Origin of the sequence: Nocardia sp. NPDC051321 (assembly GCF_044455225.1) — a bacterium.
Lineage (GTDB): Bacteria > Actinomycetota > Actinomycetes > Mycobacteriales > Mycobacteriaceae > Nocardia.
Map to the genome: position 1 here is coordinate 229,252 of NZ_JBITEM010000012.1, position 20,241 is coordinate 249,492.

A 20,241-nucleotide genomic window follows, 5' to 3' on the forward strand; every position below is an offset into this window, starting at 1 on the left:
AGCTGAGCCGTGTAGCGTCATTCGGCATGAAATCTCGGCAGATCACGGTGGGCGACCGGGCATGGACCGTGCGCGTAGACGGCCCGGAATCCCGGCACAGCGTGCTGCTGTTGCCCGACGCGAATGACCCGGCGGACGTCTACGACCAGGTATGTGCTCGATTGCACAATTCGGATCTGCGCACCGTCGTGCTGGAGTCGATCGACGGTCTCGACGCCGCGGGCGTCACCGCGATCCTGGACCAGATCGGCGTGCCATGGGCGAACGTGGCCGCGCGCGGCACCGGCGCGGAACTGGCGTGGCGGGCCTGCGCGGCCGGCTTCGGGCGCTTCATCAGCCTCGTGGTGGCCGATCACGGCCATCCGGCGGCTCCCGGCCCGGACGGGACCGTCGCCGACGCTACGGTCCGTCCAGTGGAGTTGCCGACCACGGTGCTGGTGACCAAGAACCTGCCGCGCTCGGTGGCCGACGCCTCCGGACGCTTCGTCTACGGCGAGTTCCGCGTGGTCGACATCGACGTCACCAACGTGGCGACCGAGGCCGACCACGAGCTGGCCACCGAGATCGTGCTACGCACCAGTACCTGGTGAGCTGGACTCGGCTCGATAGTCCGTCAGCCACTTCAGCCAGCTGTCGAGTTCGGCGAAGGCGTGCGCGAGCGGCTCCGCCGAAGATAGGAACACGTCGTGCTTGGCGCCGTCGATCGGCACGATGTTGGTGCGGTCGCCCAGGCAGCCCGACCAGCGCTGAATCTGCTTGACGTCCAACACCGCGTCGGCCACGTCGACGGCGGGGCCGTAGCGGCGGGCAAACTTCGTTATCCGGGAGCGCAGGATCAGCGACGGAACGCCGATGTCGAGCCCGGCGTGCAGTTGCGCGTGGCCGTTGCGGATCGCCCGCAGCCAGCCGAACCGAACCGGGAAGCCGTGCAACGGTTTCCAGTCCAGGTTGTAGTCCCACTCGCCGGCCACGCTCTGATGCAGGCTGTCGCCGTAGGTGCTGACCTTTGCGCTCGGCAGCTCGAACATCTTCCGAAAACGCCCGATTCCCTTGATGATCGGCGTTCCGACGGTCCGGTAGTAGGACGGCCCGTGCAGATCGAACCAGGGACTGTTGAGTACAACGCCGGAGATACCGGCCGTTGCCGTGCCGACCGTCCGGTTGAGCCGATCCAGCCACAGCGGCAGGATCAGTCCGCCGGTCGAATGCGCGTTCAAAACGATCGGCCCGCCGGTCTCTTCGCGCACGATTCGCAATGCCTCGTTCAACTCGGCGTCATACAGTGCGAGATCGGTCACATAATGCGGTGTCTGCCCGTCGCGCAGTGACCGTCCGCACTTTCGCAGATCCAGCGCGTAGAACTGGTACCCCTGTGCCGCGAAATGCTCCGCGAGATGTTCCTGAAAGAAGTAGTCGGTGAACCCGTGCACATACAGCACGGCCCCCGCGGTGGCCTCGACTTTTCCGCCGGGCAGATAGCGCACCAGGGTGGCAACGGCCTCGCCTTCGCCGTCGGGATCCGGGCCCAAACTCAGCGTGCGCTGCTGGTACTTCTCGCCGAGGACATCGGCTTTCCACTGGCCATCGCCCTGGGTGTCGGTTATTGGAGCGGCAAGTGAAGTTTCCTTTGTCACATACACAATCTAGGTCACATTCGGCGGGTTCGGCGCGGGGGATCGACGTGGTGAGGTGCACAATTGGGGCTAGGTGAACGGCGGGTAACCTAGCTCCCGCCATGGTTTACGAACCGGAACCGAGGCAATAACACGTAAGCACCGTGCCCAGGCAGGTCCACCCGCCCGGTGGGCCCGCGTAGAAGGACAAGGAAGTCGATCTAGCCGTGCCGAACGCTGCCATGACTGAAAAGACCGATGTTGTACTCATCGGCGCCGGCATCATGAGTGCCACCCTCGGTGCGCTGCTGCGCCAGCTGCAGCCCGATTGGTCGATCTCCCTGTTCGAGCGGCTCGATGCCGCGTCGGCGGAGAGCAGCGACCCGTGGAACAACGCGGGCACCGGACACTCCGCGCTGTGCGAACTGAACTACAGCCCGCAGAACCCCGACGGGTCGGTGGACATCAGCAAGGCCATCGACATCAACGAGCGGTTCCAGGTGTCGCGCCAGTTCTGGTCCTACGCCGTGGAGAACAACGTCCTCGGTGACCCGTCCAGGTTCATCAACCCGATTCCGCACGTGAGCTTCGTGCACGGCGCGGACAACGTCGACTACCTGCGCAAGCGCTACGAGGCGCTGTCGCGGCATCCGTTGTTCGAGGGCATGGAGTACATCGACAGCCCCGACGAATTCGCGCGTCGGCTCCCGCTGATGGCGCGCGGTCGGGACTACTCCGATCCGGTCGCGCTGAACTGGACCGACGGCGGCACCGACATCGACTTCGGCTCGCTCACCAAGGAACTGCTCGCCTACCTCGGCGCCAGCGGCGCGGATCTGGCCTTCGGCCACGAGGTGCGCGACCTGTCCAAGCAGTCCGACGGGTCATGGCTGGTCAAGGTGCGCAACCTGCGCACCCGCGAAACCCGCACGCTCATCAGCAAATTCGTCTTCGTCGGCGCGGGCGGTGGCGCGCTGCCGCTGCTGCAGAAGTCCGGCATCAAGGAGATCGACGGCTTCGGCGGCTTCCCGGTGAGCGGTCAGTTCTTCCGCTGCACCAACCCAGACCTGATCCAGCAGCACGAGGCCAAGGTGTACGGCAAGGCCGCCGTCGGCGCACCGCCGATGTCGGTGCCGCACTTGGACACTCGCGTCATCAAGGGCGTGCCCGGCCTGCTGTTCGGCCCGTACGCGGGCTGGACACCGAAGTTCCTCAAGGAGGGCAAGCTCACCGATCTGTTCAAGTCGGTGAAGCCGAACAACCTGTTCTCGCTGCTCGGCGTCGGCGTCACCGAGCTCGGGCTCACCAAGTACCTGGTGAGCGAGCTGCTCAAGTCCGAGGCGGGCAAGGTGGACACGCTCAAGGAGTTCATCCCGCGCGCCGACGGCCGGGACTGGGAGCTGATCACCGCAGGCCAGCGCGTGCAGGTGATCCGGCGCAAGGGCGCGGGCGGCGTGCTCGAATTCGGCACCGCCGTCGTGGCCGCGGCGGACGGCTCCATCGCGGGTCTGCTCGGCGCCTCGCCGGGTGCGTCGACGGGTGTCACCGCGATGCTCGACGTGATGCAGCGTTGCTTCCCCACCGAGTACCAGGCTTGGACGCCGAAGCTCAAGGAGATGATTCCCTCACTGGGCGTCAAGCTGTCCGAGGACCAGGCGTTGTTCCACGAAGTATGGGATTGGACGTCCAAGACGCTGAACCTGACGGGTGGCACAGATAACACGCCCAAGCACGCGGGGGTCGCGGCAAACCGCTAGGTGTGATAGCAACAGGCGATGATGTCAACGGTTGCTCTCAAACGGTCATGGGCGTTGGATCTCGACAACGCCACCCTCTATCAGCTGTTGAAACTTCGCGTAGAAGTCTTTGTCGTGGAGCAGAAGTGCGCGTATCCGGAACTGGACGGGCTCGACCTGTTGCCGGAGACCCGGCACTTCTGGCTCGATGACGAGGGTGAGGTGATCGCCACGCTGCGGTTGCTGGAGGAGCACGAGGACGGGGTGAAGTCCTTCCGCATCGGCCGCCTCTGCACCGTTGTCCCGGCACGTGGCCACGGCTACACCACCCGCTTGCTGCAGGCCGCGCTCGCCGAGGTCGGCTCGGCGACCGTGCGGTTGAACGCGCAGACCTATCTGGTCGACATGTACGCCAAGCACGGGTTCAAGCCCGACGGCGAGGAATTCGACGAAGACGGGATTCTGCACATTCCGATGCGCAAAGGGTGATCGTCCGGCCGCCGCCCTCGTTGCAGACCTGCGACGAGGGCGGTTGGCTGTTCGGGGCAGGGCAGCGTCGGTGGGCGGGGCGAGCGCGCATAGAGTTGGGGCGTGTCTTTGTCCCATGCCGAAACAGTGCCGTCGCCGCACTCGCCGACCGGATCACGCACGCGTCCGGCGGGCGACGGGGAAGCCGGTTTTCCGTTCTCCGCCGTGGTCGGTCAGGAGCGACTGCAACTGGCGCTGATCCTGTGCGCGGTACACCCCGGCATCGGCGGTGTGCTGGTGCGCGGCGAGAAGGGCACCGCGAAGTCGACCGTGGTGCGCGCGCTGGCACAGTTGCTGCCGCCGGTGGTGGACGAGACCGGTGCGCGGCCCGCGCGGCTCGTCGAGCTGCCCGTCGGCGCCACCGAGGATCGCGTGGTCGGCTCGCTCGATCTGGAGCGGGTGCTGCGCGACGGCGAGCAGGCGTTCCGGCCCGGCCTGCTGGCGGCCGCGCATCACGGCGTGCTCTACGTCGACGAGGTCAACCTGCTGCACGACCACCTGGTCGACGTGCTGCTCGATGCCGCGGCGATGGGCCGGGTGCACATCGAGCGCGACGGCGTCTCGCATTCGCATCCGGCACGTTTCGTGCTCGTCGGCACCATGAATCCGGAAGAGGGTGAACTGCGCCCGCAGCTGCTCGACCGGTTCGGGCTCACCGTCGACGTGGCGGCCTCGCGCAACGTGGACGTCCGGATGTCGGTGGTGCGGCGACGCCTCGACTACGAAGCCGATCCGGCGGGGTTCGCCGAGAGCTACGCCGCCGAGGACCGGGCGGTCGCCGAGCGCATCCTCGGTGCGCGGGATCGGGTCGCGCAGGTCGGGCTGGATGACGGGGAATTGCGCCGAATTGCCGCGCTGTGCGCCGCATTCGACGTCGACGGCATGCGCGCGGACCTGGTGGTCGCGCGGACCGCGACGGCACACGCCGCGTGGCGTGGCGCGGACGCGGTCACCGAGGAGGATGTGCGGATCGCCGCCGAACTCGCGCTGCCGCATCGGCGTCGGCGTGATCCGTTCGACGAGCCGGGAATCAGCGAGGACCAGCTCGACGACGCGATGCGCGAGGCCGCCGAGGAAGTGGACCGCGAGGCGCAGTCGCCCAGCGACACAGACGAATTCGAGTCGAGCGAGCAGGGGCCGGAGCGGGCGAATCAGCCGGAGTCCGAGGATTTCGGCACCGATCAGTCCGCCGCTGACGGGGATCAGAACCCGGACGATGACCCGGACTCCCCGCCCGACGGTCCCGGCAGCGGGCAGCGGCCGAGCGCTCGCGAAGGACGCAGTGGCACACCGGCTTCCGCTGCCGCGTCGGCGCCGCGCTGGGAAGTGCCCGGCATCGGTGAAGGAGCTCCCGGTCGCCGCTCGCGCGCCGAGTCGCGGCACGGCCGGGTCGTTCGTCCCAGCACCGATACCGCTACCGGTCTGCACCTGCTAGGCACCGTGTTCGCCGCCGCGCCGCATCAATGGTCGCGTGGCCGGGGTGATGGCCCGCTGAAGTTGGCTGCCGAGGACCTGCGTGGCGCGTATCGCGAAGGGCGCGAAGGCAATCTGGTCGTTTTCGTGGTCGATGCTTCCGGGTCGATGGCGTCCAGGGATCGGCTGTCCGCCGTCACCGGCGCGGTCGTCACATTGCTCCGCGATTCCTACCAGCGGCGCGACAAGGTCGCGGTCATCACGGTGCGTGGGCAGGACGCCGAACTTGTGCTGCCGCCGACTTCTTCGGTCGATATCGCCGTGCGCCGGCTGTCGGCAATGCGCACCGGCGGCAAGACGCCGCTCGCCGCGGGGCTGTTGAAGGCACGCGAGATCGTGCTGCGGGAGCGGGTCCGCGACCCGCGTCGTCGCCCGATGCTGGTGCTGCTCACCGACGGTCGTGCCACGGGCGGGGTGGACCCGCTGCCGCGCGCCCGTGCGGCGGCTGCCCGGCTCGCGAACGATCGAGTCACCTCGATCGTGGTCGACTGCGAGCGCGGAATGATCCGGCTCGGTCTCGCGGCCGAGCTGGCGCGCGAACTGCGCGGTGGGTACCTGAGGTTGGCTGAGCTGACCGGAGATTCGGTCGCCGACGTGGTGCGCGCGGGGGCTGGGCGGTCGACGTCGGTGCGCGCGGCTTGATGCGCGGCTGGTGGCCGGGCGTCATTACGTGGGAGTTCGGCGGCCGCGAGACCGGCGTCGGTGGCTGACACCCGTGCATCGAAGCGGTCAGGCGCACCGTTCGAGTAGTTGTGGGTCGCTTGCTGTTCGGTCAGGGTGCTGGCGAGGACCGGTCGGTGGATCGGCGCGACGATGTAAGCGGCTCGACGACGAGTCGTGGACTGACAAGGAGATTCGATGCCTAAGGGTGTTCCGGAGACCGTGCCCGACGACGGACTCACCACGCGCCAGCGACGGAATCAGCCGGTGCTCGCGGTCCATACCGGCCCGGGCAAGGGCAAGTCGACCGCGGCGTTCGGGATGGCGCTGCGCGCCTGGAACCAGGGTTTCGATGTCGCGGTGTTCCAGTTCGTGAAGAGCGCCAAATGGAAGGTGGGGGAGGAGGCCGCCTTCCGCACCCTCGGCACCCTGCACGAGCAGACCGGCGCGGGCGGCGCGGTCGAATGGCACAAGATGGGCGAAGGCTGGTCCTGGACCCGCAAGCCGGGCACCGACGAGGACCACGCCGCCGCCGCGCTGGCCGGGTGGCAGGAGATCGCCCGCAGACTGAAGGACGAACAGCACCGTTTCTATGTCCTCGACGAATTCACCTACCCGCTCAAATGGGGCTGGGTCGACCTCGACGAGGTCGTGGACACCCTCACCAACCGCCCCGGCAACCAACACGTGGTCATCACCGGCCGCGACGCCCCCCAGGCCCTCATCGACGCCGCCGACCTAGTCACCGAAATGACCAAACTCAAGCACCCCATGGACGCGGGCCGCAAGGGTCAACGAGGCATCGAATGGTGAACTCCCGCACCTTTTCTCGGGATCCGCACCCGGTATGGGGCCCTAGGGTCGGTGCGGATCCCGAGAGGGAGTGCGGATTCCGCCGCGGTCGGGCGGGGGGTGGCCGGTGAGTGCGGGGGTGCCTGCTGTGGTGATCGCCGCGCCCGCTTCGGGGAGTGGGAAGACCACGGTGGCGACGGGGTTGATCGGGGCGTTGAGGCGGGTTGGGCATCGGGTTGCGCCGTTCAAGGTGGGGCCGGATTACATCGATCCGGGGTATCACGGGTTGGCGGCGGGGCGGCCGGGACGCAATCTCGATCCGGTGCTCGTTGGGGCGGAACGTGTGGTGCCGCTGTATCAGCACGGTGCGCGAGAGTGTGACCTGGCGGTGGTCGAGGGGGTGATGGGGCTGTTCGACGGCCGCATCGATGAGAACCATGTCGGTCCTGTCGCCGAAGGGTCCACCGCGCAGGTCGCGAGTCTGCTCGGCGCGCCCGTCGTGTTGGTGGTCGACGCGCGCGGGCACAGCCAGAGTTTGGCGGCGCTGCTGCATGGTTTCGCGACCTTCGACAGCAGTGTTCGGCTCGGCGGGGTGATCCTGAACAGGGTTGGCAGCGAACGGCATGACCAGGTGCTGCGGGCGGCGTGCGATCGGGTCGGATTGCCGGTGCTCGGCTCGCTGCCGCGGCTGGCCGAATTGGAGGTGCCCTCGCGGCATCTCGGGCTGATCCCCGCGGTGGAGCACGGGGCCGCCGCGACCGCCGCCGTGTCAGCGATGACGGATCTGGTGGCGGCCCATGTAGATCTGCCCGCCATTGCCGCGCTGGCGCGTTCGACCGCGGCAGGCCCGGCCTGGGACCCGGTTGCCGAGGCGCACGGTCCCGATGTCGCCGCGCAGGCGGAGACGGACAACTCGACTCGGGGCGCGACCGGGTGGAACGACACCCGCTCGGGCCCGTTGATCGCGATGGCCGGTGGCCCCGCCTTCACATTCGGCTATGCGGAGCACCGCGAGCTATTGCTGGCTGCCGGAGCACAGGTGGCGGTGTTCGATCCGCTACGAGACGAATTGCCGAGCGGTACAGCAGGTTTAGTGCTCCCCGGCGGTTTTCCGGAGGAGCACGCGGCGGAACTGGCGGCGAATACCGCCTTGCTGAGAGCCGTGGCGGAGCAGGCCGGGCGGGGGATGCCGGTGCATGCGGAATGTGCGGGATTGCTGTACCTGACACGCTCACTCGACGGCCATCCCATGGCCGGGGTGATCGACGCCGACGCCGAATTCGGCCCACGCCTGACCCTCGGCTACCGAGACGCGGTGGCGCTGGCGGATTCCCCGCTGTGGCGCGCCGGGGAACGCGTCCGTGGGCACGAATTCCATCGCACTCGCCTGGTCGTCACCGGCACGGACACCCCCGCCTGGGGTTGGCACGGCAACGACGGTACGCGGATGAGGGAGGGCGCACTAGTTCACCAAGTGCACGCCTCCTACCTGCACACCCACCCCGCCGGAAACCCCGAAGCCACAACCCGATTCGTCGCAGCCGCCGCTGCCAGGGTGTGCAGTGGCTGACCTCGTTGTCGGAGTGGGCCTACGCCCGGACACTTCCGCTGATCTGATCTTGGCGGGGGTACGTAAGGTGTTGGGCTGCAACGAGATCAGCTGCCTGGCGACCATCGATCGACGCGTCGCCGAGCCGGGACTGCTAGAAGCGGCAGCTGAACTGGGCGTGCCGATACAGACCTACACCGCCGCGGAACTGGCCGAAGTGCCTGTGCCGAACCCGGATCCGCGAACCGCCGCCGCGGTGGGCACGGCGAGTGTCGCCGAGGCAGCGGCCATCCTCGCGGCCGGTGGCGGCACCCTGGTTGTGCCCAAGCAAACTGTGCAAGGCGTGGTTATCGCAGCGGCACAGCGCATCCCGGGCTGAGCGCGATGCCTGGCGACCCCGCCGCCCTGAATCAGGTGAACCCGCGGTCACCGAGTGGTTTGATAGCGGAGTGGATATCCGAGGGATCGATAACGTGCTGGTTCCCGTGGGCGACCTGGCCGCGGCGGTGGAGTTCTATGCGAACCAGCTGGGGCTCTCGGTGCGATTCACGGTGCCCGAGCGCGGGATCGCCCTGTTCGGCGTCGCGGCGGAAACACCGGGCATCATGGCGATGGTCGACCCGGCCGCAGGCCAGGGGGCTCCCCCCGCCATGCGGGTCTGGCTCGAGGTGCCCGACGCGCAGGCGGCCGCGGCGGAGCTCGAAGAGCGCGGTGCCGAAATGGTCACCGCGCCCTTCGAAGTCGCGACCGGGTGGAGTGTCGAGGTGTCCGATCCATGGGGCAATGTCATCGGCCTGACCGACTACCTCAAGCGCCCCGAGCTGGCCCGGCCCGCGTACTGACCTACGGCGCGACCGAACCCCAGTCGGCGAAGCCGGTGGGATCGTGCCGTCCGAGGCTGGCGTGCTCGAACAGGCCCCAGCCCTCGGCGTCGCCGCAGCGGGCGTGGGCCACGTGATCGATGACGCCGTAGGGAATTCGGGCGGCGATGGCCGGGTCGGTCAGGTCGTACGTGCTGGACGACGACCAGTCGCGCCCCTTCCACTGGCCGTGCAGCCAGTCCGGATCGCCGCCGTACCCGCAACCGACATGCAGCGGCACATTGGTGCCCGTGGTCACCTCGATCTCCAGCGGCTTCCCGTCCGGCGTGGTCAGTTCGAGCCGCGCGCCGACCGGAATCCTGGTGCCGGAACGGTAATCGATCGAGATGCGCGGCCAGCCGAGCTGCTCGGTGCGCCCGTCCGGCCAGATCCGCACGGCATCGTTCAACGTGCGCTTGCCGTCCGGCTCCTCCTGCACGATGATCACGATCGCGAAATCGTCGAACCGCAGCGGCACATACATCCACCAGAAGCCGCCGGACGGCTCACTGGCCATCCGGCCGGGCGGCTCGCTCTCGCCGACCGGGCGGATGCCCCACGACCGATCCCTGGTGCCGGTCCACACGGCCGGGTCGACGGTGATGTCGTCCCCGTCGACGTGCAGCGTCCCCGCCCACGAGCCGACCTGGGCGAACCGGCTCGCCTCGATGATCGGCCGATTGCCCGACAAGATCAGGTGCGGCTGCTCCTGGACGGTGGGGAAGGCGCCCTCCCAGGTGAGATCGAAGGACAGCTCGTCGTGCTCGCAAATCACCCGGAGTCGCTGCAGCGGCTCGACCACCTCGATGCGATAGCCGCCGACCCGCTGCTCAAGGCCGCGCTCACCGAGCGCGTCGGAGAAGCGGACACTGCGCTGCACGTCGCCGCGGCGGACGAGGGCGTAGGCGTCGGTCACGCCGAGGTTCGGGTACACCCCGAACCCGGTGATGAAGAAGGTGCCGCCGTCGCGATTGTGACCGTTGAAATAGCTTCGGTCATAGAAGTTCCGGTCGCTGCTGGCCACCCGGGCCAGCGATAGTCCGGTCTGATGAATTGGGTACTCGTCCAACGGAACTGGCATGGCTTATCTCAATCCCACTCGTAGGTTCCATCGAGCAGCCGCTCCAGGCTGGCTCGGTGCATCACATAGTCGTCCCGGTCCGGGGTGTCGGTGTCCTCGCCGAAATGGATCATCCGGCGCTTCACCCTGGCCATCACGATGCCGTGCCGCAGCGCGGCGTAGACGATGTGCCAATCCAGGTTCCGCACCGAATGACCGGTCAGCTCTTCGTATTTCGCGACGACGTCGGCGCGGCGCAGGAAGTCGGGCAGGCCAGGCTGATCGAACCGGGTGGCGATGTCCTGGAAGAACCGGTGGATGAAGATCACCCAGGCGACGTCGAGTTCGCGCGGACCAAGCGCGGCCATCTCCCAGTCCAGCACCGCCGCGGGCTCGAAGTCGCGGTAGATGATGTTGCCGGGCCGCGCGTCACCCCAGCTGAGCACGTCCGGTCCGGGATCGGCGGGCCAGTTCTCGTCGAGCCAGGCGAAAGCCCGCTCGAGCAGCGGAATCTCGAAACCGTCGTCGGCCAAAGCCCAGCGGTACCAAGCCTTCTGGGCCTCGACGTGCCTGCGCAGCGACTGGCCCGGCCCGCGCAGGGCCGGGAAGTGAACCGCCGGATCCGGAATGGCGTGCACCTTCGCAATCACCTCGACGGTGTTCGCGGTGAGCTGCGCGCGTTCCGCCGCGGTCGCGTCGAACAGCCAGCCGATGAACACGTACGGCGGGTTGTCCGTCGGGACGCGTCCGTCGACCCGTTTCATCACGAAAAACGGTGTGCCGAGTGCCTTCTCGTCCTCTTCGAGCCAGCACAGCCCCGGCACCGGCACGTCGGTGGCCGCGGCGACGCCTGCCATCACGTGGTACTGGGTGGCCAGATCGTAGGTCTCGAACACCGGGAACGACCCGGTCTCCGGCGCCATCCTGGCGACGAACGACCCGCTCTCGTGCCGCCCGTCCACGCTCCACTCGGCATCGAAAAGGATGGATGTGCTCGACATCCCGCCCGCCTGCGGGCGCGACAAGTTGGCGACCTTGGGCGGATGATCGGCGGAGACCCTCGAATCCAGCCAGCGCGCCAAGTCCTCGGCGAGCACGTCGAGATCGCGCTCGCTCACGGTCAGCTGCTGCCGCTTGGCGGGATCCGGATCTTCGGCCATCGTTGTCCTCCTGACGCCATGAAGCGCGGGCGTGCCTGCGCACAGCCCACATCGGCGGCGGTCCGCCGCGATACGCGACAGTAACTCGTTCCAGTCGGGCCGTGGGCGGAAAAGATCGAGGTTCGGCGAACCCGCTCACTAGCCGGAACCGGGCCTTGACATGGGAGTACCGCGCCTGCGCTCGCCCTGTGCCTGCTGGCACCACCGGCTAGGTGTGGCTGGCACGTACGACTGATGAGGGAGGCAAAGACCAGGGATTTCCTGGAGGTCTGCGCACCGTGACCCTCGATACCGTCGGTTCGTCAAGAGTGTTCGGATCGGGAGGGTTCGTTTTGAGTGCTGTCAGTACGGAGTCGGTCGATCGGCACAGTGCCGCACCAGCCTCGGACCTCAAGAGTGCGGACTCGAGGTGGAACCTGTTGACCCGCATCGCCTTCCGGTTCTGCTTCACCTATTTCGGGCTGTTCTGCCTGATATTTCCGCAGTTCTTGTTCGTGTACGCCGGGGTGCTCGGTCCGAAGCTCCCCGAACGCGCGATCAATGGATTCCTGTATCCGTTGAGCCCGGTCTGGGAATGGGTCGGGCGGCAGGTCTTCGACGCGGACGTTGCGCTGCACCTGGATTCCGGCAGCGGCGACCAGGCGATCATCTGGGTATTCCTGTTCAGCATCCTGGTAGTCGCCGTGCTGGCGACGGTGCTGTGGACCGCGCTGGATCGCCATCGCCCGAACTATCCGCGGTTGCTCGCCTGGTACCTGCTCTTCCTGCGACTGTGCCTCGGCGGCCAAATGCTCTTCTACGGCATGGCCAAGGTCATTCCGTCCCAGATGCCGCAGCCGCCACTGGCCACCCTGCTCACCCAGTACGGCGACTTCACCCCGGCGGCCGTCCTCTGGATGCAGGTCGGTAGTTCGCCCGTCTACGAGATCCTGCTCGGCTGCGCGGAAGTGCTCGGCGGCCTGCTGCTGTTCCTGCCGCGGACCGCGACGCTCGGCGCGATGATCAGCCTGGTGAGCATGATGCAGGTGTTCATCCTGAACATGACCTTCGATGTGCCGGTGAAGATCCTGGCCGGTCACCTCATGCTGATCTCGCTGGTGCTGCTCGCGCCGCAGGCCGGGCGGCTGGCGAACGTGCTTGTGCTGCAACGGTCGTCGGATCCTGCCACCCAGCCTGATCCGTTCCGTTCGCGTCGCGTCCGGCTGATCGCGGCCGGTGTGCAGGCGGTGCTCGCCGTGTGGGTGCTGCTCGGCCAAGTGCAACAAGGGATGGAGTTCTGGAACGAAAGTGGCGGCGCCGCGAAGCCCGCGCTGTACGGGATCTGGACGGTGTCGGAGTTCAGTCAGGACGGTCAGCCGCTCCCGCCGCTGACCACCGACCAGGACCGTTGGCAGCGGGTGGTTTTCGACATCGGCGGCATGACCTATCAGAAGATGGACGGCACGCTGGTGCCGGTGGTCGGTGCCGTCGACAGCCAGGCACACACCCTCACGGTGTCCCAAGCGGCAGGTGACACCTTGCCCGGGCGTATCGCGCAAGCGCAGCCGACCCAGCTCGCGTCGTTCACCTACAGCCAACCCGCGCCGAACCGGTTGCACCTGGACGGCCAACTCAACGGCCACCACGTGACCCTCGCACTCGAACAGGTGGACCTGAAGTCGTTCCCGTTGCGCGGCACCGAGTTCAAGTGGGTCCAGGACTACCCCCACTTCAGCTGACCAACGCAGCCGCACGCTCTCCACGGGCGTGCGGTTGTGTTCAGCCGATCGTGATGGCGTCGAGGCGGGTGCGCAGGAAGTCCGCGGAGACCACCGGGGGTAGGCCGCTTACTCGTCCGATCGGTGGTTCGAGTGGGGTGACGACGGCGTCGTGGTCGAGTTCGTAGAAGTAGATCAGCGACACCAGGTCTTCCTCTGGCGCTTGCGCCTGCGGCGGGAGCACCCGGTGCCGCCCGGACGGCCAGCGTTCGCCGCTCCAATAGGCAAGCAGGTCACCGATATTCACCGTCAGGGCGGCGGGGTCGTAGGGTGCGTCGGCCCAGCCTTCCGCCTCGGTGAAGACCTGCAGGCCGCCCGCGCCGGGCTCGCGGTCCAGCACGGTGACGGTGCCGAAATCGGTGTGCGGGCCGATCCGGAACTGGCCGGGCTGTGGTGCGCCGACCACGGTCATCGGCGGGTAGTGGTTGATGTTGCAGGTCCAGGTGGGGCGGGCGGCCAAGGCCTGAAATGGGTTGGCGGGCAGGTGAAGTGCGGCCGCGAACAGGGCGAGTAATTCGTCGGAAAGGGTGTGCACGGCGGCGGTGTAGGCGGTCGCCAATTCACGCAGCTCGCGCACCTCGTCCGGCCAGACGTTGGGCAGGAACCAGACGTCGTCGACCCGTCGATCGCCGGTCGCGGTGTCCGCGCCGACGGCGAAGGTCTCCTTCAGATCGGGCGGCGTCTCGGTGCCCTCGGCGTAGCCGTTGGCCTCCTTGCCCGGCCCGATCCACCCGCGCCCACCGACCGTGACGGCGTACTTTTCCTTCACCGCATCCGGCAGCGCGAAGAACCGCCGCGCCGCCGCGCGCACCTGCCCGGCCAGACCCTCCGGTACACCGTGCCCGTGGACCAACAGGAACCCGGCGCGACGCAACCCCTCGTCCACCTCGCGCTCGACCTCGGCGGCCGCGGCACCGCCGGTTCGCCACCAGGACAGATCGATCGATGCGATCGCGTTCATCAACGTCTCACTCCATGCTGCGGCACGTCAGGTGCCTCGACCTCATCGGCGACGCCGATATCTTCGTTCCAGAGCGCACGGTTCTCGGTGATGAACTTGGTCATCATCTCGACGCACCGATCGTCCTCCAGAACCGTTACCGCGACACCGTTCTCGGCCAGCCAGTCGTGGCCGCCGTAGAAGGTCTGCGATTCGCCGACGAGCACCGAGCCGATGCCGAACTGGCGGACCAGGCCGCTGCAGTACCAGCACGGCGACAGCGTGGTCACCATGATCGTCGACCCGTAGTCACGGCGGCGGCCCGCGGCGCGGAAGGCGTCGGTCTCCGCGTGGATGCTGGGATCGCCGGACTGCACGCGGCGGTTGTGGCCGCGGCCGAGCAGCGTGCCGTCGGCGGCGAACAGTGCCGCGCCGATCGGGATGCCGCCCTCGGCGAGCCCGAGCTGCGCCTCGTCGTAGGCCACCTGGAGCAGTTGTCGTGCCGGTATCGACTGCGTCATGGGTCAAGCCTCCAAGGGAACGGCCCTTACCGCAACGTACAGATCGTCCGCACAGTCCTGCGGCGCGGATGACAAGATGACCGTATGTTGCCCACCGTGCGCGAAGTGCTCGACGATCAGTTCGCCGCGGCCGATCCGCTCGTCTTGGCCGGTCACAGCGCGCTTGGGCGGGCGGTGCGCTGGGTGCATTCGAGCGAGATATACGAGATCAGCCCGTTGCTGTCCGGTGGTGAACTGTTGCTCACCACCGGGCTCGGCCTGGCCGGGATGGACGCCGGGACGCGGCGGCATTACCTGCGGGAGATCGCCGGTCGCGGGGTGGCGGGGGTGGCCGTCGAGCTGGGCCGCACCTTCGACGCCATCCCGTCGGACATGGTGGCGGAGGCGTCGCGGCACGGCCTGCCGCTGATCGCGTTGCGCGCCGTGGTGCCGTTCATCGATCTGTGCCGGGCCGCGAATACCGAGATCGTGTCGCGGGAGGTGCGTACGCTGCGGCTGCTCAACGAGCTGGCGCGGGACCTGACCGGCGAGCTGGCCGCGGGCAATGGGCTCGCCCAGCTACTCGCCAGGATCGGCGAGGTGACGGGTTGCCCGCTGATCGTGACGAGCGGCAATGGCGCGTTGATCGCCGCGCACGGCGTCGATGATGATCGATCCGCCTGGGCCGCGGTCGAATCCGCGACTGCCTCCGCATCGATCCGGGCCAGGGACAACACCTGGGGGACGCTGACCGCGGGGCCCGGCTCGTCGCTGGACGGCACTACCCTCGCCACCGTCCTCGACCAATCCGCGCCGAGTCTCGGTCTAGCGCTGGCGCATTCGGGTGCGCCGACCGGTCGCCCGCAACTCGCGGCGACCACGTTGCTCGCGGATCTGCTGGACGGCAAGCCTATTCGGCAGGCCGACCTGAAGGTGCGGGCCGCCGGGGCGGGCGTGCCGACGCTCGCCGGGCGCACGCTGGTGCCGGTGGCGGTCGACGCTCCCGATGCCCGCATCGCGACCCGCCTGATCGACACCGCGGCAAAGGAACTCGGCAGAGCCGGTCTGGTCGCCGAGGTGCACGCCACCACCTACGGGGTGCTCGCACTGGACGAGGCAATCGCCGACCCGGTCGGCGAAACGGTCCGCCTGCTCCGAAACGCCTTCGCCACCAACACCATCGAGGGCGTCACCCTGGTGGTCGGCGATCCGTGCGAGTTCACCTCCGCCGCCCTCACCGGATCGCTGGACGCCGCTAGGTCCGCGCTGCGCCTGGCCACCCGCCACCGCGGCGACTGGCTGGCGGGCAGTCCCGTCTCCACCTGCCGCGAACTGGCCACCGAACTCGTCGTCGAAGCCATGCCCGCCGGCGAACGAACCCGCTTGATCGCCACCACCATCGCCCCGCTGATCGCCTGGGACACAACCCATCACAGCAAGCTGACCCGCACCCTCGAGGTCTACCTGCGCCACGGTGCCAGCCCCACCCGCTGCGCCACCGCCCTGCACATCGGCCGCCAATCCCTCTACCAGCGCCTCGACCGCATCCGCGAGCTCCTCGGCTACGACCCGGCCGCCCCCGCCCTCACTGGTACCCTCCTGCTCGCCCTCTGCGCCCACCGCCTGACTACCCCCGCTTAGTTGCGGCAGTGGCCAATTGCGATCCAGTGGGCTCGCAAACTGGGCAGACCAGTGTGGCCGTTGTTGTGTGCTCAGGCGGTGACACGGCGGCGGGCGAGGGCGAGATAAGCCGCGGCGGCGAGGACGAAGCCTGCGAAGAAGGTGATGTCGCCAAGGTCGGGGAGTTGTCGGACGACGTAGCCGGTGAACTTGGCCTGGTTGGAGAACAGCAGGACCGAGATCGCCAGGCCGAGTAGGAATGCCGCTATGCCTGGCCAATTGGTGTAGGCGCGGTTGTAGAGCAGGTCGTCGATCTTGCGGCCGCGGCGCAGGTATTGGTCGACGAACATCATGCCGAGCCACGGGCCGATCCAATACGCGACGATCAGCAGGAACGCCTCGTAGCTGGCCGCGGCGTCGGGCAGCGCCCACCAGGCGACGAGGAAACCGATGGCGCCGAAGCAGATCGAGACGACGGCCCGCTGCGTGCGGACCGGCAGCTCGAGGCCGATCGTCACGAATGCCATGGCGCCCGAATACACATTCAGTGCATTGGCCGCGACGGCACCGAGTGCGATGGCAAGCAGGGTCAGCTTCGCTAGCACGCCGGGCAGATTCGCGGTGAACACATCCGTCGGGCTGCCCTGCGCCGAGCCGACGATGGTGGCCGAGGCCGCGCCGAGCGCCGACAGCCACAGACAGGAGACGAACAGTCCGGCCCCGGCGTAGCCACCGGTGGCTACCCGCGACACGGCCTTGGGCAGGTAGCGAGAGTAGTCCGCCGCGTATGGATTCCAGCCGCCCGCATAGCCGAACGCGGTGCCGACCGTCAGCAGGAACCCACCGATTCCGCCGACGCCACCCGACGGCGCTGCGGCACCGAGGTCGGCCTTGCTGACGATCACGATGGTCACCACCAGGAACACGATCGCGAGCACCGGGAACACGAATCGCTCGAACGCGTGCACCAGGTTGTGGCCGAACGCGGCAAAACCGGTCTGCACCAACACGATCAGGACCAGCGCCGTGAGCTTGGGCACGCCGGTCAGCGTGCTCAACGCGAACGCGCCGCTGACGCTGTTGGTGGCGAACCAGCCGACCCCGCACATGATCGACATGAACGCCGCGGGCAGCGCGTTGCCCCGATACCCGAACGCCAAGCGCCCCACACCATCTGGGGTACGCCGTGGGCGGGCCCACGCGCGGACAACACGTAATGCGCTGCCGCGCCGAGCCCGACGCCTACCGCCAGACCGAGCGTCGCCTGCCAGAAGTTCATGCCGAACGCGGTGACCGACAGCACGCCGATGAAGACGGTGGCGAATTCCAGGTTCGGCGACATCCAGGTCCAGAACAGCTGGCGCGGGCCGCCGTGCCGGGCGTCGTCGGGGATGTATTCGTTGCCGCCCGGTTCCACCGCGATGACGCGGTCGGCGTAGTCGGACGCCGAGGGCGTGTCGTCGGTTAAAGCCATGTATGAACACTCGTCGGTCCCGGGCCGGTGGGCAACGGACGAACCGTACGCCAGTCGGCGCCATGGAGTGGACAGTTCGCCCGTCCGGGCCGGCTCATCCGGTGACGGCGCCGACCTGGTTGCGCCAATTCGGGGTCGGCGTGAAGAACTCGCCGCCGGTGCGGAAGGCATCGCCCGCGGTGGCATCGCCGCGCAACTGCGCCATCAGCCACGCCGTCGGATACCCGAGATAGCCGTACACCCCTGTCCCGCACGGAACCGACGCGGCCGCGCAGTCCGGCTGGCCCTGCACGTCGTTGTGATTCGGCCCGTTGAGCGTGCCCCAGGCCTTGGCCAGATTCGCCGGAGTCGCCTCGTAATACGCCTGATTCGACTGCAACCCCTCCGCCTGCCACGGCACCAGCTGCTGCGAGGGCGAGATGAGTCCATCAGCGGTCCCGTTCACCAGGAACACCGAACCCGTTGTCAGCGAACGGGTATCGGCACAGGTCTCGGCGGTGGAACAGAAGTGCTGCGCCGGAAGCTCCAGCGGCACCGCGGTTTTGATCGCCCCGCCCGAATCGCGCAGTGCGTTCAGCACTCCGGCGGCTCCTTGCGAATGACCCATCGCGCCGACCGCCGCCTTGTCCAGCTTCCCGTAGAACACGCTCGCCGGATCATCGCCCTGCGCGAGCAGGTACTCCAAAGACTTCCGAATGTCGGCCCCGGACCCGGTTTTCTGATTCTCGGTGCCGATCACGACAAAGCCCCACGACGCCAAATGCCGCAGCAGATAGGCGTATTGACTCGGCACCGCATCGGTCCCGTCACCCCACAGCACGATCGGATGCCGTTCGGTACCCAGATCCGTCGGATACCAGACATCGAACTTCGCCCCGGTGCTGTCACAGCACCCGAACCCGAGCCGCTCGGTCACCGCCGCCGGACCCGCCTGGAAATACTTCGACTCGACACCTTGCGTCGGCACAAAGGGTGCCGGATCAGCGTGCGCCACACCGGCTGTGGCGGGCACGACAGCCAGAGCTATCGAGGCGGCCACCAGCTGTACTGTCCGGCTCGAGCGGTTCATCCGCCCGAGTATAGGAACGATCAGCCGATGGCCGATTCGGTGCGCACCGGATCCGCTACCGTTTCCCGCCGCACCGCCCGCCGACCAGCGGTGACCGAGTCGATTGCCGTCGCGCCGAACCGAGGCCGTAGGCTCGAAAATTGTGCCGAACACGTCAGACCACACCGCCGACCAGGCGGTATCCGATACCGCCTCGCCCAACGAGGGCGACCCGAACTATCTGGTCGGGCTCGATCTCGACGGCCGCCGCGTCGTCGTGGTCGGCGGCGGCACCGTCGCGCAGCGCAGGCTCGGGCTGCTGATCGCCTCCGGCGCGGACGTGCATGTGGTGAGCCGCGAGGTCACCCCCGCGGTCGAGGGCATGGCGACGTCCGGGCAGCTCACCGTCGCGTTGCGGGCCTACGCCGACGGCGACCTGGACGGCGCCTGGTACGTGATGGCCTGCACCGACGAACCGGAGACCAACGCGGCCGTCGTCGAGGAGGCCACCCGCCGCCGGATCTTTTGCGTGCGCGCCGACAACGCACGGCTCGGCACCGCGGTCACCCCGGCGACCGCGCGCTACGACGGCATGACCCTCGGCGTGCTGGCGGGCGGCCAGCACAGGCGCTCGGCCGCTGTGCGCAACGCCCTGCTGGAGGCGCTGCAATCCGGTGTGGTGACCGATGATTCGACGCCGATCACGCCGGGCGTAGCACTGGTCGGCGGTGGACCAGGCGACCCTGACCTGATCACGGTGCGTGGCCGCCGCCTGCTCGGCCGCGCGAATCTGGTGGTCGCCGACCGCCTCGCCCCCCCGGAACTGCTGGCCGAACTCGGTCCCGACGTCGAGGTGATCGACGCGGCGAAGATCCCGTACGGACGAGCGATGGCCCAGGACGCGATCAATGCCGCGCTCATCGAGGGTGCCAAGGCGGGCAAGTTCGTGGTCCGGCTCAAAGGCGGCGACCCGTACGTATTCGGCCGGGGCTTCGAGGAACTCGAGGCGTGCGTCGAGGCGGGCATTCCGGTCACCGTCGTCCCCGGTATCACCAGCCCGATCTCCGTCCCCGCGGCGGCGGGCATCCCGGTGACCCACCGCGGCGTCACCCACGAATTCGTCGTGGTCAGCGGCCACGTGGCCCCCGACCATCCCGACTCCCTGGTCGACTGGCCCGCCCTGGCGCGCCTGCGCGGCACCATCGTCCTGATGATGGCCGTCGAACGCATCGAACAATTCGCCACCGTCCTCATCGAGAACGGCCGCCCGGCAACCACCCCGGCCACGGTCATCCAAGAAGGCACCATGCGCACCCAACGCGTCGTGCGCGCCGCCCTCGGCACCGTCGCCGCCCGCGTCAAAGCGGAAGGCATCCGCCCACCCGCCATCGTGGTCATCGGCCCCACCGCAGCCTTTTCCGCGCCAAGCACCACGGAAACGGCGTAGCCCATCCTCTACAGTGGCTCACTG

General features: G+C 68.1%; 17 protein-coding genes and 1 pseudogene. 11 read left to right on the forward strand and 7 right to left on the reverse strand.

Translation table 11 applies throughout. From position 1 onward, the window contains the following. Positions 1-26: 26 nt before the first annotated feature. Complete coding sequence (locus tag ACIA8C_RS28925; protein WP_357378528.1) at positions 27-590, forward strand: alpha/beta hydrolase; 564 nt, start codon at positions 27-29, stop codon at positions 588-590. Here ACIA8C_RS28925 and ACIA8C_RS28930 read toward each other — a convergent pair. Further along, positions 570-1,634: an alpha/beta hydrolase gene (locus ACIA8C_RS28930; protein ID WP_397140057.1), complete on the reverse strand. Its 1,065-nt coding sequence runs from the start codon at positions 1,632-1,634 to the stop codon at positions 570-572. The two genes, ACIA8C_RS28925 and ACIA8C_RS28930, sit on opposite strands and share 21 nt — an antisense overlap. A gap of 206 nt (positions 1,635-1,840) precedes the next feature. Between ACIA8C_RS28930 and mqo the strand changes: the two genes are divergently transcribed. The 7 genes from mqo (at position 1,841) to ACIA8C_RS28965 (ending at position 9,193) form a co-directional block, all read left to right on the forward strand. Then, positions 1,841-3,370: a malate dehydrogenase (quinone) gene (mqo, locus tag ACIA8C_RS28935; RefSeq protein WP_397140059.1), complete on the forward strand. Its 1,530-nt coding sequence runs from the start codon at positions 1,841-1,843 to the stop codon at positions 3,368-3,370. An 18-nt stretch (positions 3,371-3,388) separates the two neighbouring features. Beyond that, on the forward strand, positions 3,389-3,838 hold the full coding sequence (locus ACIA8C_RS28940) for a GNAT family N-acetyltransferase (protein ID WP_396992359.1): 450 nt from the start codon (positions 3,389-3,391) through the stop codon (positions 3,836-3,838). A gap of 126 nt (positions 3,839-3,964) precedes the next feature. Next, positions 3,965-5,992: a magnesium chelatase subunit D family protein gene (locus ACIA8C_RS28945; RefSeq protein ID WP_397140301.1), complete on the forward strand. Its 2,028-nt coding sequence runs from the start codon at positions 3,965-3,967 to the stop codon at positions 5,990-5,992. Positions 5,993-6,208: 216 nt separating this feature from the next. Then, positions 6,209-6,823 (forward strand): cob(I)yrinic acid a,c-diamide adenosyltransferase, encoded by a 615-nt coding sequence (gene cobO, locus ACIA8C_RS28950; RefSeq protein ID WP_396992360.1) that lies wholly within the window; start codon positions 6,209-6,211, stop codon positions 6,821-6,823. 106 nt (positions 6,824-6,929) lie between these two features. After that, on the forward strand, positions 6,930-8,372 hold the full coding sequence (locus ACIA8C_RS28955; protein ID WP_397140061.1) for a cobyrinate a,c-diamide synthase: 1,443 nt from the start codon (positions 6,930-6,932) through the stop codon (positions 8,370-8,372). After that, positions 8,365-8,730, forward strand: coding sequence for a cobalamin biosynthesis protein (locus ACIA8C_RS28960; protein ID WP_397140063.1), 366 nt, complete (start codon positions 8,365-8,367; stop codon positions 8,728-8,730). Before ACIA8C_RS28955 ends, ACIA8C_RS28960 begins: the two co-directional genes overlap by 8 nt. A gap of 94 nt (positions 8,731-8,824) precedes the next feature. Then, positions 8,825-9,193 carry a VOC family protein gene (locus ACIA8C_RS28965; protein WP_397140065.1) on the forward strand — a complete coding sequence of 123 codons (369 nt, stop codon included), beginning with the start codon at positions 8,825-8,827 and terminating at the stop codon, positions 9,191-9,193. Between the two features lies 1 nt (position 9,194). On the opposite strand, the gene ACIA8C_RS28970 is transcribed toward ACIA8C_RS28965, so the two are convergent. Both ACIA8C_RS28970 and ACIA8C_RS28975 read right to left on the reverse strand, forming a co-directional pair. After that, positions 9,195-10,292, reverse strand: coding sequence for a hypothetical protein (locus ACIA8C_RS28970; RefSeq protein WP_397140067.1), 1,098 nt, complete (start codon positions 10,290-10,292; stop codon positions 9,195-9,197). 8 nt (positions 10,293-10,300) lie between these two features. Next, positions 10,301-11,431: a phosphotransferase family protein gene (locus ACIA8C_RS28975; RefSeq protein ID WP_397140069.1), complete on the reverse strand. Its 1,131-nt coding sequence runs from the start codon at positions 11,429-11,431 to the stop codon at positions 10,301-10,303. Between the two features lie 419 nt (positions 11,432-11,850). On the opposite strand from ACIA8C_RS28975, the gene ACIA8C_RS28980 reads away from it, so the two are divergent. Beyond that, positions 11,851-13,149 carry a DoxX family protein gene (locus tag ACIA8C_RS28980; protein ID WP_397140071.1) on the forward strand — a complete coding sequence of 433 codons (1,299 nt, stop codon included), beginning with the start codon at positions 11,851-11,853 and terminating at the stop codon, positions 13,147-13,149. Between the two features lie 40 nt (positions 13,150-13,189). On the opposite strand, the gene ACIA8C_RS28985 is transcribed toward ACIA8C_RS28980, so the two are convergent. After that, the gene (locus ACIA8C_RS28985; RefSeq protein WP_397140073.1) at positions 13,190-14,149 is read right to left on the reverse strand and encodes an isopenicillin N synthase family dioxygenase; all 960 of its coding nucleotides are present in this window, start codon (positions 14,147-14,149) and stop codon (positions 13,190-13,192) included. Beyond that, entirely contained in the window at positions 14,149-14,649 is a 501-nt protein-coding gene (locus tag ACIA8C_RS28990; protein ID WP_397140075.1) for a nucleoside deaminase, read from the reverse strand. The genes ACIA8C_RS28985 and ACIA8C_RS28990 overlap by 1 nt, the downstream gene beginning before the upstream one ends. Before the next feature lie 84 nt (positions 14,650-14,733). Here ACIA8C_RS28990 and ACIA8C_RS28995 point away from each other — a divergent pair, with 84 nt between their 5' ends. Then, positions 14,734-16,269 (forward strand): PucR family transcriptional regulator, encoded by a 1,536-nt coding sequence (locus ACIA8C_RS28995; protein WP_397140077.1) that lies wholly within the window; start codon positions 14,734-14,736, stop codon positions 16,267-16,269. A gap of 71 nt (positions 16,270-16,340) precedes the next feature. On the opposite strand, the pseudogene ACIA8C_RS29000 reads toward ACIA8C_RS28995, so the two are convergent. After that, positions 16,341-17,722 (reverse strand): annotated as a pseudogene (locus tag ACIA8C_RS29000) (purine-cytosine permease family protein). A 94-nt stretch (positions 17,723-17,816) separates the two neighbouring features. Next, the gene (locus ACIA8C_RS29005) at positions 17,817-18,791 is read right to left on the reverse strand and encodes a hypothetical protein (protein WP_397140079.1); all 975 of its coding nucleotides are present in this window, start codon (positions 18,789-18,791) and stop codon (positions 17,817-17,819) included. Positions 18,792-19,011: 220 nt separating this feature from the next. Here ACIA8C_RS29005 and cobA point away from each other — a divergent pair, with 220 nt between their 5' ends. After that, on the forward strand, positions 19,012-20,217 hold the full coding sequence (gene cobA, locus ACIA8C_RS29010; RefSeq protein WP_397140303.1) for a uroporphyrinogen-III C-methyltransferase: 1,206 nt from the start codon (positions 19,012-19,014) through the stop codon (positions 20,215-20,217). The last annotated feature ends 24 nt before the right edge of the window (positions 20,218-20,241 follow it).